At 39.9% G+C, this 13,262-nt stretch carries 14 protein-coding genes; 11 read left to right on the top strand and 3 right to left on the bottom strand.

All coding sequences use genetic code 11. The features are described from left to right. Positions 1-26 precede the first annotated feature (26 nt). From ybeY to recO, 4 genes are read left to right on the top strand one after another with little or no spacing between them, the layout of a single operon-like run. Positions 27-512 (top strand): rRNA maturation RNase YbeY, encoded by a 486-nt coding sequence (gene ybeY / locus ACFSY7_RS10030; protein WP_126991164.1) that lies wholly within the window; start codon positions 27-29, stop codon positions 510-512. Continuing rightward, positions 499-849: a diacylglycerol kinase family protein gene (locus tag ACFSY7_RS10025; protein WP_139992397.1), complete on the top strand. Its 351-nt coding sequence runs from the start codon at positions 499-501 to the stop codon at positions 847-849. The genes ybeY and ACFSY7_RS10025 overlap by 14 nt, the downstream gene beginning before the upstream one ends. Positions 850-869: 20 nt before the next feature. Then, positions 870-1,772, top strand: coding sequence for a GTPase Era (gene era / locus ACFSY7_RS10020; RefSeq protein WP_380147747.1), 903 nt, complete (start codon positions 870-872; stop codon positions 1,770-1,772). Between the two features lie 17 nt (positions 1,773-1,789). Continuing rightward, entirely contained in the window at positions 1,790-2,560 is a 771-nt protein-coding gene (gene recO, locus ACFSY7_RS10015; RefSeq protein WP_126991167.1) for a DNA repair protein RecO, read from the top strand. 146 nt (positions 2,561-2,706) lie between these two features. Here recO and ACFSY7_RS10010 read toward each other — a convergent pair whose 3' ends face one another. Next, on the bottom strand, positions 2,707-3,105 hold the full coding sequence (locus ACFSY7_RS10010) for a hypothetical protein (RefSeq protein WP_255512402.1): 399 nt from the start codon (positions 3,103-3,105) through the stop codon (positions 2,707-2,709). Positions 3,106-3,269: 164 nt separating this feature from the next. On the opposite strand from ACFSY7_RS10010, the gene ACFSY7_RS10005 reads away from it, so the two are divergent. Genes ACFSY7_RS10005 through ACFSY7_RS09990 form a run of 4 tightly spaced genes read left to right on the top strand, consistent with a single transcriptional unit; the run spans position 3,270 to position 6,792 of the window. Then, on the top strand, positions 3,270-3,992 hold the full coding sequence (locus ACFSY7_RS10005) for a GTP cyclohydrolase II (RefSeq protein WP_126991169.1): 723 nt from the start codon (positions 3,270-3,272) through the stop codon (positions 3,990-3,992). 19 nt (positions 3,993-4,011) lie between these two features. Further along, positions 4,012-5,112: a bifunctional diaminohydroxyphosphoribosylaminopyrimidine deaminase/5-amino-6-(5-phosphoribosylamino)uracil reductase RibD gene (gene ribD, locus ACFSY7_RS10000; protein WP_380147746.1), complete on the top strand. Its 1,101-nt coding sequence runs from the start codon at positions 4,012-4,014 to the stop codon at positions 5,110-5,112. 12 nt (positions 5,113-5,124) lie between these two features. Continuing rightward, positions 5,125-6,207 (top strand): FAD-dependent monooxygenase, encoded by a 1,083-nt coding sequence (locus tag ACFSY7_RS09995; protein ID WP_380147745.1) that lies wholly within the window; start codon positions 5,125-5,127, stop codon positions 6,205-6,207. Positions 6,208-6,216: 9 nt separating this feature from the next. Then, positions 6,217-6,792 carry a 5' nucleotidase, NT5C type gene (locus tag ACFSY7_RS09990; protein ID WP_126991172.1) on the top strand — a complete coding sequence of 192 codons (576 nt, stop codon included), beginning with the start codon at positions 6,217-6,219 and terminating at the stop codon, positions 6,790-6,792. A 102-nt stretch (positions 6,793-6,894) separates the two neighbouring features. On the opposite strand, the gene ACFSY7_RS09985 is transcribed toward ACFSY7_RS09990, so the two are convergent. Further along, entirely contained in the window at positions 6,895-7,710 is an 816-nt protein-coding gene (locus ACFSY7_RS09985; RefSeq protein ID WP_380147744.1) for an MBL fold metallo-hydrolase, read from the bottom strand. A gap of 334 nt (positions 7,711-8,044) precedes the next feature. Beyond that, the gene (locus ACFSY7_RS09980) at positions 8,045-9,433 is read right to left on the bottom strand and encodes a glycine--tRNA ligase (protein WP_139992387.1); all 1,389 of its coding nucleotides are present in this window, start codon (positions 9,431-9,433) and stop codon (positions 8,045-8,047) included. A 329-nt stretch (positions 9,434-9,762) separates the two neighbouring features. Between ACFSY7_RS09980 and ACFSY7_RS09975 the strand changes: the two genes are divergently transcribed. The 3 genes from ACFSY7_RS09975 to dnaG all read left to right on the top strand — a co-directional run bounded on the left by ACFSY7_RS09975 (position 9,763) and on the right by dnaG (position 13,244). After that, entirely contained in the window at positions 9,763-10,401 is a 639-nt protein-coding gene (locus ACFSY7_RS09975) for a helix-turn-helix transcriptional regulator (protein ID WP_126990306.1), read from the top strand. A gap of 14 nt (positions 10,402-10,415) precedes the next feature. Further along, positions 10,416-11,222, top strand: coding sequence for a pyruvate, water dikinase regulatory protein (locus tag ACFSY7_RS09970; RefSeq protein ID WP_126990305.1), 807 nt, complete (start codon positions 10,416-10,418; stop codon positions 11,220-11,222). 204 nt (positions 11,223-11,426) lie between these two features. Then, on the top strand, positions 11,427-13,244 hold the full coding sequence (gene dnaG / locus ACFSY7_RS09965) for a DNA primase (RefSeq protein WP_126990304.1): 1,818 nt from the start codon (positions 11,427-11,429) through the stop codon (positions 13,242-13,244). Positions 13,245-13,262: the final 18 nt, after the last annotated feature.

Raw genomic sequence — 13,262 nt, 5'->3', positions numbered from 1 at the left:
ACTTATGGATTGCTTAGGAGGCACATATGTTAAATATTGATTTTTTAGATGAAACAGGAAAAGTAACAGACAAAGATTTAGAGCTTGTAGAAGGATTACTTCAACATGCTGCGAAAATCGAGCAAGTAGAAGATGGTACCGAGTTATCGGTAACATTCGTTACGAATGAAGCAATTCATGAAATCAACAAGGAGTATCGTCATAAAGATGCCCCAACAGACGTGATTTCATTTGCGCTAGAAGAACTTGGTGAAGGTGAAACAGCGATTATTGCAGAGGGTATGCCTCGTATTTTAGGGGATGTTATCATTTCAATTGATCGTACACGTGAACAAGCAGAAGAGTTCGGTCATTCATTTGAGCGTGAGTTAGGCTTTTTAGCTGTCCATGGCTTACTACATGTGTTAGGTTACGACCATATGGTTCCTGAAGATGAAAAAATCATGTTTGGTAAACAAGATGAAATTTTAGAATCATATGGCTTATCGCGCGACACGAATGAACGTCACTAAATTTATACGTTCATTTCGCTACGCACTAAGTGGAATGAAACAAGCTGCAGCTGAGCAGAATTTTCGCGTGGATTTAGTAGCGACAATTCTTGTTTTAGCTGTTAGTTTTTTAACAGGCTTATCTGCGCTAGAATGGTGTATCATCATTTTATTAATTGCCGGTATGCTTGCACTTGAAATGGTGAATAGTGCAATTGAGCGAGTCGTCGATTTAGCAACGCAAGATATTCATCCGCTTGCGAAGGCAGCAAAAGATATTGCTGCAGGAGCAGTGCTTGTTTATGCACTTGCGAGTGTCGTTATCGCTTGCATCATTTTTTTACCAAAATGGTTTTAAACAACGGAGGAACTTATTTTATGTCAGAATTTAAATCAGGCTTTATTTCAATTATCGGTCGCCCGAATGTTGGTAAATCAACATTTTTAAACCGTGTAATTGGACAAAAAATTGCGATTATGTCGGATAAGCCACAAACAACACGTAACAAAGTACAAGGTGTATTAACGCAAGATGATGCACAAATGATTTTCATCGATACACCAGGGATTCATAAACCAAAACATAAGCTTGGTGAATTCATGTCAAAAGTGTCAAAAAACGCTTTACGTGAAGTAGATGCCATTATGCTCATGGTCAATGCACAACAAAAATTAGGTACGGGTGACCGTTATGTAATCGATATGTTAAAAGGCACAAAAACACCTGTCTTTTTAATTATTAACAAAATCGATGCGATTCACCCAGACGAAGTTTTAAAAATCGTTGACCAATATAAAGACGAATTTGATTTTGCGGAAATCATACCAATCTCGGCACTTCAAGGAAATAATGTGGACAATCTATTAACAACGCTTAAAAAATATTTACCAGAAGGTCCACAATATTATCCGGCTGACCAAGTAACCGATCACCCAGAACGTTTTATTATTGCAGAATTAATTCGTGAAAAAGCATTACACTTAACACGCGATGAAGTGCCACACTCAATCGCAGTGGAAATTGAAAAAATCCGTCGTGAAGAAGATAAGGACCGTGTCCATGTAATGGCGACAATCATTATCGAACGCGAATCACAAAAAGGGATTATTATCGGTAAACGTGGCGCAATGCTAAAAGAAATCGGTACACGCGCACGTAAAGATATCGAAAATTTACTTGGCTCGAAAGTGTATTTAGAACTATGGGTAAAAGTACAAAAAGATTGGCGTGACCGTTCTTCACAATTACGTGACTACGGCTACCGTGATGATGAATACTAATAAGGGAAGTGGGGCAATTGCTGAATAAATGGGAAGGCATTGTCTTAAAAACAAAACCGTACGGAGAATCAAATAAGGTTGTGACATTGCTAACGCGCGAGGCGGGGAAAGTAGCTGCGATGGCGCGAGGTGCGAAAAAGCCCTCTAGTCGTCTAGCAGGTATTTGTCAACCATTCATGCATGGAATCTTTATTGTTCATCATGGGCGTGGTATGGGTACATTGCAACAAGGTGAGGCCATTGATTCGATGCGACATATTCAAACCGATATTGTCGCGACGGCGTATGCGAGTTATTGTGTTGAAATTGTAGACCGTCTAACCGAGCAAGATACGCCTGATGAGTACGCCTATAATGTGCTATTACAAGCGCTTCATGCAATCGAAGAAGGGTATGACCCAGAATCGATTAGTTTGTTTGTCGAATGGAAGATGCTTCCGTATACAGGGGTGCAACCTATTTTACATCAATGTGCTTCATGTGGTGCTACAGAAGGGGAATTTGCATTTTCATTTTCAAGTGGCGGTTTTTTATGTCATCGCTGTTTTCATCAAGACCCGTATATTATTCGTTTAACGCCAACGCAACTCAAATTAATTCGGATGTTTTATAAGATGCCGATCGAGCAAGTAGGTTCGTTAACGTTAAAAAAAGAAACAAAGCGATTTATCAAAAATATTGTTTCAACAATTTATGAGGAGCAAACGGGTATGCGCTTTAAATCAAAGAAATTTATTGATCAATTAGAACGTACACCGTTGCTATTTAAAGAACAAGAAGACGAATAAAAAAGAGGCTGGGACAAAACACGTCATTTTCTTTTTTTAGCGTTCGCAACGAAAAACCGGAACCGCGCCACCGCGCGATTCCGGTTTTTCTTATGTTCATATGAACGTTTGTTTTTATACATATGTCCCAGCCTCTTTTCGTATGATTAGCGATAAGCATCTAAATGCTCGACCTCGCGATAACTCATCGAATCCCAAAAAATATTACTTGAAACAACGGGAACATCATATGGGAACGAATTTGGTTTAATCATAATATTTTGGCCGTTTAAAATTGATAATTGCATTTGATGAAGCTCTTTCGTTGATAAAGGCTCTTTGGCTGTATAGCTAAAAATCGTCTCCACTGTAAGGTTTAACATATCAGGGGCAATTGATGATACAATTGAGGCGTTTTTGATTTTAAGCTCAATATCAAATGAACCGTTTGAGACGGTTAAATCTTCCTCTAAATCAGATGGATTCGTTAAGGCACCTTTAAAAAGGACAACTACGGTGCCTTGAGCGTAAATACGGTACACTTTATGATGGGTAGGAAATCCCACAATAATCATCCTCTCTTTTTCACATACAATTCAGTATAGAGGTTTTTGCATGAAAAATCGAATGAAACTATTTTCAGATTGAAATAGTTGACATTCAAAACTTACTACAATATAGTAAGTTACGAAAAGTAACAAATAAAACGAAATGAAAAGAGCGACGCTATATGGAAATGACACAAACAAATTTAACTATGATAGAAGAAAAGATGACGTTCGTGCCGCTTACTAATGAAGAAAATATTTGTGTGGTAGGGCCGGTTAAGTTACCAATTAAACAGGGGGATTTTGAAGCAACTTTTAATTGGTACTGTTGGACAACAGTACAAAAATCTTGGTCTAAAAAAGAAGTTATCAATCATTTAAATACAATGAATTTAGCCTTTGGGCAACAATCATCGGTATTAGTATACGGTGATTTTGAACATGCGCCTGATGCACTTGTACGGATGCATAGTATTTGCCATACGGGTGATATTTTCGGAAGTCAACGCTGTGACTGTGGCTACCAATTACATGAATCGATGAAAATGGTTGTTGATAACGGTGTAGGGGCTATTTTCTATTTAGCAAATCATGAGGGCCGTGGCATTGGCTTGTTTTCAAAATCAATGGCTTATTTATTGCAACAAGAAGGACTTGATACAGTAGAGGCAAATCATGCATTAGGTTTTGAAGATGATACACGTTCATATGAAGAGTCGTTAAAAGTATTAGAATCACTACGTCAAAAACCCGTAACATTAATTACAAACAATCCGAAAAAATTAGCGGCACTTGAAGCACATGGTTTATCTACGAATGGGCATGTACCATTATGGGGTGGTGAAAATGCGACAAACCATTACTATTTAGAAACGAAACGTGAAAAATCAGGACATATTCGCTAGCGATTTAGGGGGAACAGGTATGCTTAGAAATGATGAATATTATATGCGGTTAGCGCTTGATTTAGCATCGAGTGCACGAGGGAACACAAATCCCAATCCAATGGTAGGTGCCGTCATTGTTAATAATGATGTGATTGTAGGTACAGGCCTACACCGAAAAGCAGGAGAGCCTCATGCAGAAGTACATGCATTTCGTATGGCGGGAGACCATGCAGCAGGTGCTACATTGTATGTCACGCTAGAGCCGTGCTCACACTTCGGGAAAACGCCGCCTTGCGCCAATTTAGTAAAAGAATCGGGCGTAAAACGTGTCGTTGTCGCAATGACTGATCCCAATCCAAGTGTCGCAGGACGCGGCATTGCGCTATTACGTGATGCCGGTATCGAAGTAGAGGTAGGTGTACTAGAAGCACAGGCGTATAAATTAAATGAACGTTTTATTCATAACATGCTGACAGCGCGTCCGTTTGTCGTAGCAAAATATGCGATGACAGCAGATGGTAAAATTGCGGCTGCTACAGGTGATTCCAAATGGGTGACAGGTGATGATGCACGTGAAGATGTGCATGAATATCGTCATGAAATGGATGGGATTCTTGTTGGCATCGGTACGGTTTTAGCAGATAATCCATCACTTACAACACGTCTTGTTTCAAAAGAAGGCAAAAACCCTATTCGCATCGTTTTAGATAGCGAACTTCAAACACCACCAACTGCAGCGGTTGCACAAACAGCTGAAGCAAGAACGATTATTGTGACATCGAATGAGGCACCTGCAGAGCGAGCACAGGCATTGTTTGCCCAAGGTGTTGAAATCATTCGTGTTGAAAAAACAACAGATGGCTTAGATTTAGAGGCAACGCTTGATGCACTTTATGAAGCGGGCATTACAGACATTCTAGTAGAGGGGGGAGCAGGTGTACACGCTTCATTTTTCCGTCAACAGCTTGTACAGAAGGTCATTATTTATATGGCGCCAAAAGTATTAGGCGGGACGAATAGTATTACACCTGTTGGCGGTAGTGATGCACAGCAAATGAGTGAAGCTCGTGATTTTGAATTTGATACGGTAAACTTTGTAGGCAATGACTTACGCATCGTTGCTTACCCAAAGCACTAGGAGGCTTTTAACGTGGAAAGAACAACGGATATTTGTATCGTTGGAGCAGGACCTGCCGGCGCATTACTGGCAACATTGCTTGTGCGTCGGGGCTTACATGTTACACTGATTGAAAGTAGTCCCTCACTTGGGAAGACTTTTCGAGGAGAGCATGTGAATGAACAAGGAGAAGCGGTGCTTGAGCGTCACGCGTTATTAGCTGGCGTCAAAGCACGTGGAATGCTTCCGATGACACGCTTGGAAAATTGGAAAGACGGCGTATGTTATAACACAATTTTTCCAGAAATTACAGTGGGGCATCTAGGAATTCATGTACCTCAACGCTATTTATTAGCGGCGATTTTGGAGCCAATTATGCAGGCGCCTAATTTCGAATTATTGTTGAATACGCGTATGAGAGAACTTTTATATGATAACAAACAAGTTATTGGAACAGTTGTAGAAATGAATGGAGAACGCATTAGCGTACATAGTAAGCTCGTTGTCGGAGCGGATGGTCGTTATTCAGCAGTTCGCAAAAAAGCGAATATTCCGTATCATACGTGGGAGCATGGCTATGATTTATTGTGGGCACGTATTCCACGTCCAAAGGATTGGGAGCCAATTATTCGCATGGCTTTAATTGATGGGAAACAGTTAGCGCTCTTTACGCAGGCTGAGGACCGCATTCAAGTCGGATGGAACATCGATAAGGGAAGTTTTAAAGAATGGCGTAAACAGCCATTTGAGCCCTTTATTGCACAGTTAAAAGAGGCATTTCCAACGTTAACGGATGTTGTAGATGACACAATTACGTCATGGAGCGATTTTGTACTACTTGATGTGCACAGTTCTTATGCAGATCGTTGGGGTGGTAATGGCGTTGTCTTATTAGGAGATGCAGCACATACGATGACACCAACAGGAGCATTTGGGTTGAATAGTGCTTTAGTAGATGCAGAGTACTTAGCAGCCATTATCACGGATGAAGGAACGTTATCGAATGTACAAATCGAGCAGTTCGAAGCATCGCGTCGTTCGACGATTCACCATTTACAGCATGAGCAGCTACGAGAAGAACAGCATTTTGCGCAGCAATTTGAAGCGGTGCATTAGGAGGATTTTATGAGATTCGGTTTTGATATTGATGATACGTTAATTGATTTACGTCGTCATGCATTTTCACTGTACAATCAAACATTTCATCAAACGCTTAGTATGGATGTTTTTGAACAGATTAAGCGTGTGGAAATTCATGAACCGTTCGGCCTAACAGATGAAGCGGGCTATGAGGCGTGGAAAGCGCATTTAGAAGCGATTTATTTCACTACCTGTCCAAGCTTTCCATACGCTAAAGAAACACTACAGCAGCTTGTAGCGGATGGTCATGAGGTATTTTATATTACGGCGCGTCCGAAAGAATATTGTGCACGTTCTAAAGCATGGATGAAAGAGCAAGGCTATCCGATTGCAGAAGGGCATTTTTTCTGTGGTATGGAGGATGCTGAAAAAATCGCGACGATTCAAACATTGCAGTTAGATGTTTATGTAGATGATAAGCCAACCGTTTTACGTACATTAAAAGATGTTCAAACGCTTTCGATTATTCGTGACCAGGCGTATAATCGCGACGAAACGTGGACACGCTTAACGGATTGGCGCGAATTTCTTACATTGGTAAATCAATATAAAAAAAGCTAGTATAAATAGACAGTTCCGGTTGGAAAAAATAATTATAAGAAAAGAAGGGTTTGCGTCAGCGCGAACCCTTCTTTTTATTGCCAACAGAGGCACTGTTTTTAGTCAACCGTTATTCATAAAGACGCGAATCATATGCATAGCTGACCATTCAGAATTAGAATGCTCGACGATAGGGTATTGTTTTGGAAAAATGGTTTTGGTAATTTCGAAAACATCTAGCCCTTCGTTCATGAACTTTTGAACACGATATTGGAGCTCTTTTAAATAATTCAGTTTCATATCAATTAATGCCTGTCCATTTTCAAGCACACCTGCATGGTGACAAATCATTGTATCAAAATCAAGTTTCTGTACTTTTTCTAACGAAGCCATTGTCGCTAAAATATTTTCATCGACGAGTACGATTTTTGGCTTTGGCGTCACGAATAAATCACCGGTAAATAAATAGCCATGCTGCCGATTATAAAGCGCGACATGATCCTCTGTATGCCCGGGTGTCGGAATGATGTCCCAGACGCTATTTTTAGAAGCAAATGTTGAACTATAGGCATGGCTTGTAAAAGGCGTTGGTGGTGGCCCCCAAACGTTTTGGCGATAACGGGGTAGACGCATTTTAGTCGTCGTTTTTGTGACGCTTATCGGATGTATGTAAGCTTCGATACCGAATTTTTGAATCACTTCAGCGGTATTACTGATGTGGTCTTCATGAAAATGTGTATGCAGCACATGGTCAACGGTTTTATGCTCAATAAATTCAAAAAATTGTGTGCGTAACCCAGGAGAAGCCGTATCAATGAGGACGCCATCTAATAAAAAGCTATAGACATTCATGGGTGCGCCTGGGATTTTCACAATATGCTCGACTATTTCTAATGGTCCGTGTGTTGAGGAAATACGATTTTTTTCTACTTCAATCATTCTTTTCACTCCTTTTTGCTTTTTATTAGTATAGCAATACCGATGGTGAATAGCTATTCATAAAAAAGAGACACGGTAACCATTATCGTTACCGTGTCTCTTCTGTTGTTGGCTTTGACGAAAGGAATCATAGATGGTCCAAATCTATAATTACATCGTAAATATTAAATATCATAAAATCTTACGTCTTATAATGCAAGCATTTTGGGTGTATTGACTTATTTTTGTAAGAAATGACCTTATTTCTCGGTGAATACTAGCGAAAATAAGAGCTGATGTAGTGAAGATGAAAAGCCGTTACTTCTTAAGAAGTAACGGCTTTTATTTGTTTCGATTAGAATTGTAGGAAACCTTCGATATATGCTTTTACTTCTGAAATTGGCATACGTTTTTGTTCCATTGTATCGCGGTGACGTACTGTTACTTGACCGTCCTCTTTTGAGTCAAAGTCATATGTGATACAGAATGGTGTACCGATTTCATCTTGACGACGGTAACGTTTGCCGATTGATTGAGATTCATCATAGTCTACAGGGAATGCCTTACGAAGCTCTGCCCATACACCATGTGCTTCTTCTGATAATTTTTTAGATAATGGAAGAACCGCAGCTTTAAATGGTGCAAGTGCTGGGTGGAAGCGTAATACTTTGCGAGAGTCGCCGCCTTCTAATTCTTCTTCGTCATATGCATCGCAAAGGAATGCCAATGTTACACGGTCTGCACCTAGAGAAGGCTCGATGCAGTAAGGTACATAGCGTTCATTTGTTACAGGATCAATATAAGTGAAGTCTTCGCTAGAGTGCTCCATGTGGCGTTTTAAGTCGAAGTCTGTACGAGAAGCTACGCCCCAAAGTTCGCCCCAACCGAATGGGAAGCGGAATTCGATATCTGTTGTAGCATTTGAGTAGTGAGAAAGTTCTTCCTCACCGTGGTCACGTAAACGCATAGAATCTTCGTGCATATCTAAGTTTAGTAACCAGTTTTTACAGAATTCTTTCCAGTAAGCATGCCATTCTAATTCCGTACCTGGTTTACAGAAGAATTCAAGTTCCATTTGTTCGAATTCGCGTGTACGGAATGTGAAGTTACCTGGTGTGATTTCATTACGGAATGATTTACCAACTTGACCGATACCGAATGGAGTACGTAAACGCATAGAACGTTGAACGTTTTTAAAGTTTACAAAAATACCTTGTGCTGTTTCAGGGCGTAGGAAAATTTCATTTGTAGAATCTTCTGTTACACCTTGGAATGTTTTGAACATTAAGTTGAATTGACGGATGTCCGTGAATTCTTTTGCACCACAGTCTGGGCAATGAACATCTAATTCTTCCATTTTATCTTTCATTTGGTCGAATGTCATGCCATCAACAACAATTTCAACACCTGTTTTTTCTAATGAAGCATCTTCAATTAGTTTATCTGCGCGGTGGCGAGATTTACAAGATTTACAGTCGATCATTGGATCATTGAAGTTACCAACGTGACCAGAAGCTACCCAAGTTTTAGGGTTCATTAAAATTGCGGCGTCTAAGCCAACATTGTATTCAGATTCTTGAATGAATTTTTGCCACCATGCTTTTTTTACGTTGTTTTTTAATTCAACGCCTAGGGGACCGTAATCCCATGTGTTTGCTAAACCACCGTAAATTTCTGAGCCTGGGAAGACAAAGCCACGGTGTTTTGCTAAACTAACTACATTTTCCATTGTTTTTTCTGCCATTTGAAAAACCTCCAGTAAAAAGAATAAAGCACCCGTCTCCGGGCAACTTTTGCCCGGGGACGAGTGCTGTGTATGCGCCCGCGGTTCCACCCCGATTGATCATCCTATTAACATAGAAGATGATCCACTTTCTAACTGTTAGCTCCTGAGCGCCTTTTTGTTTGCGGTGTAGTCTTTCACCATCACTACTCGCTTCTATTGCAAACTACTTATTACTCATTCATCGCCTTATATCGTTTGGCAACATTGTACCATGCAATAGTTTTCTTCGCAATATCGAATGAAATAGTATATACTTATTAAGAATAAAGTATATAACATTTGGGGCGGTGAGCGTGATCGAACTCAACAAACGTCAAGAAGAAATAGTTGAAATTGTTAAAGGAAACGGCCCTATTACAGGCGAACAAATTGCGGAACGTCTTTCATTAACAAGAGCTACATTGCGACCAGATCTAGCTATTTTGACGATGGCTGGATTTTTAGATGCGCGTCCGCGTGTAGGCTATTTTTATTCTGGTAAACAAACAGGACAAGCGGTAGCAGAGAGTATGACCAATATGAAAGTGAAGGATTTTCAATCTATTCCTGTCGTGGTCAGTGAAAATATTTCTGTTTATGATGCCATTTGTCAAATGTTCTTAGAGGATGTAGGAACATTATTCGTTGTAGATAAAAACTCTTATTTAACAGGGGTTTTATCTCGAAAGGACCTTTTGCGTACTGCAATTGGAAGTCAAGATTTAAATCATATTCCCGTACATATCATTATGACGAGAATGCCGAATATTGCCTATTGTTTTAAAACAGATGGTCTTATTCAGGCGGCAAATAAATTAATTGAACGACAAATTGATGCATTGCCAGTTGTCATTGAACATACAGATGGCCTCGAAGTAATTGGGCGTTTAACGAAAACGAATATTACGCGAGCATTTTTATCGCTCGCCGAAAACCATGATTTGTGAGGTGGGTGCATTAAATGGAAAAAATCTCAATTTTTATCGTTTCAGATTCAGTTGGTGAAACGGGTGAATTAGTAGCAAAGGCTGCTATTAGTCAATTTCGTCCAGGAATGCAGGATGTTGCTGTAAGACGTTTCCCACATATTGAAAATCGCGAACAAATTAATGAAATTCTGCAGTTTGCAATCGAGCAACAAGCGATGGTCGTCTATACACTCGTTAAAGAAGAAATGCGCGACTTTACAAAGACATTATGTGCACGTAAAAATATCCCGAATATTGATTTAATGGGTCCTACTATGGAGATGTTTACAACAGCACTACAAGTAGAGCCGATTGAAGAGCCAGGTCTTGTTCGTAAGCTCGATGATGATTACTTTAAAAAGATTGAAGCGATTGAATTTGCTGTAAAATATGATGATGGCCGGGATCCAAGAGGATTATTGAAGGCAGACATCGTATTAATTGGCGTGTCGCGTACATCGAAGACGCCATTGTCGCAGTTTCTTGCGCATAAGCGTTTAAAAGTAGCGAATGTACCATTAGTGCCAGAAGTCGAGCCCCCTGAAGAGCTATTCCATGTACCAAAGGAAAAATGCTTTGGTTTAGTTATTTCACCAGAAAAACTAAACAATATTCGGAAAGAGCGCTTAATTGCACTCGGCTTAAATGATAGTGCGAGTTATGCAAAAGTTGAACGAATTGATGAAGAAATCAATCATTTCTATCGCATTGTGGACCGTATTGGATGTCCTGTCATTGATGTGACGAATAAAGCTGTTGAAGAAACAGCAAATGACATTTTGCGTCGAATAAAAGAGTAATACAAGCCCCCCTTTTAGTAGGGGAGTTTTTTTGTTTTATTATGAAAATAGATAGAATAAATGAGCAATATGTTTTATAATGAAGAATTGTGGTAAAAAGAAATTAAGTAGTTTTAAAAGAAAAAAGAATTTTTTTATTCGAGAAAGAAGGATTTTTACGGTAATATCTCGAATTAAAGAGTTAGAAGCAAAGATGGTGATGAGATGGCACAACGAATTCCAGAAGAAACAATCGAGCAAATTCGTTCGCAAACAGATATTGTCGATGTAATCGGTGAGTATATGCAACTGACGAAACGTGGTCGAAATTACTTTGGTCTGTGCCCATTTCATGGGGAACAGACACCGTCTTTTTCTGTATCTGTCGACAAGCAGATTTTCCATTGCTTTGGCTGCGGTGCAGGCGGAAACGCCATTACATTTTTAATGGATATTGACAATATTCCGTTTCAGGATGCTGTAGCTCGTTTAGGTGAGCGAGCAGGAATTGAAGTAGATATTGCCGAGCATCAACATCAGCATGTGAATAAGACAGAAGTATCTCCTGAACAACAGCGTATGATTGAGGCGCATCAATTTTGTTTACGATATTTTCAACATTTACTATTGAATACAGAAGATGGTGAAGAAGGGCTTCAATATTTAGAGGGGCGTGGTTTTACACGGGAGATGATTGAGGCATATGGCATTGGCTTTGCATTGCCAAGTTGGGATGCCTTAACAACATTACTGTCACGTAAAGGCTATGATTTAGCGGAAATGGCCCAGGCTGGACTCGTTATTCAAAAAGAAGACAGTAATGGCTATTTTGATCGTTTTCGTCGGCGTGTCATGTTTCCGATTCGTAATGAAGCGGGAACGGTTATCGGTTTCTCTGGACGAGTAATCGATACAGAAGGCGAAAATGCTAAGTATATGAATAGCCCAGAATCGCCCATTTTCCATAAAGGAAAGATACTCTATAATTTAGATCAAGCACGTCCGATTATTCGTAAGGAACGGAAAGTTGTACTTTTTGAAGGGTTTATGGATGTATTAAGTGCAAAAACAGCTAATGTACACAATGGCGTCGCATCAATGGGGACAGCCTTGACGCTTGAACATGTACAAAAGCTGAAGCGACTATCGAATGATATCATTGTTTGTTATGATGGCGATAATGCTGGCTGGGAGGCTGCAAAACGTGCTGCGGACTTATTACACGCAGAGAAACTATCAGTTGAAATAGCCGTTCTCCCAAGAGGCTTAGACCCAGATGATTATATAAAGCAATATGGTACGGAAGCTTTTCGAGATAAAATCATCGGAGAGCCCCTAGATTTTACGAGTTTTATGATGAGTTATTCTAAGCGCAATAAAAATTTCCAGTATGCGACCGATGTCGAGCAATATGTAGAGGAGGCACTGCAATATGTAGCGCTTGATTCATCTGCTGTAAAGCGAGAATTACACCTAAAGCAATTGCAACAAGAAACCGGTATTACGCAGGAAACATTGACAACTCAATTACGTCATAAAGAAGCACAGCGACGAACTGAACCTGAAAGACGTACTGTTCGTGTTGAACAAAAGCCTACATCTAGCAGGAAATTAACTGCAATAGACCGTGCGGAACGTCTCATTTTAGCACGTATGTTAAACGATATTGATATCGTGGAGCGCTTGCAGTTAGATGGTGTGGAACCACCATTTGTTCGAGATGAATATGTCGCAATTTATATTCACTTACTCAGCTTTTATGCCCATCATGATAAGCCGGATTTTCAGCGTTTTGCAGAGATGCTAACCGACTCAGAACTTCGTAAGCTTGTGATGGAGGCAGCCCTTGTAGAGCGCGATTTAGACCATCTAGAAGAAGAGTGGGATGATTGCTTACGACAAGTGGCGAAATATAAAGTGCAGCAGCAAGTTGCACAAAAAAAACAACAGCTCCAAGAAGCTGAAAAAATGCATGATTTTAAACGTGCTCTGACACTTTCAAAAGAAGTAATAGAGTTAACGAAATCTTTAGCAAGCATGTAGCTAAAGATGTTATAAGGA

The sequence above is a fragment of the Kurthia populi genome, from assembly GCF_042686175.1.
Classification (GTDB): Bacteria; Bacillota; Bacilli; order Bacillales_A; family Planococcaceae; genus Kurthia; species Kurthia populi.
This window is presented reverse-complemented; position numbering and strand designations above follow the sequence as displayed.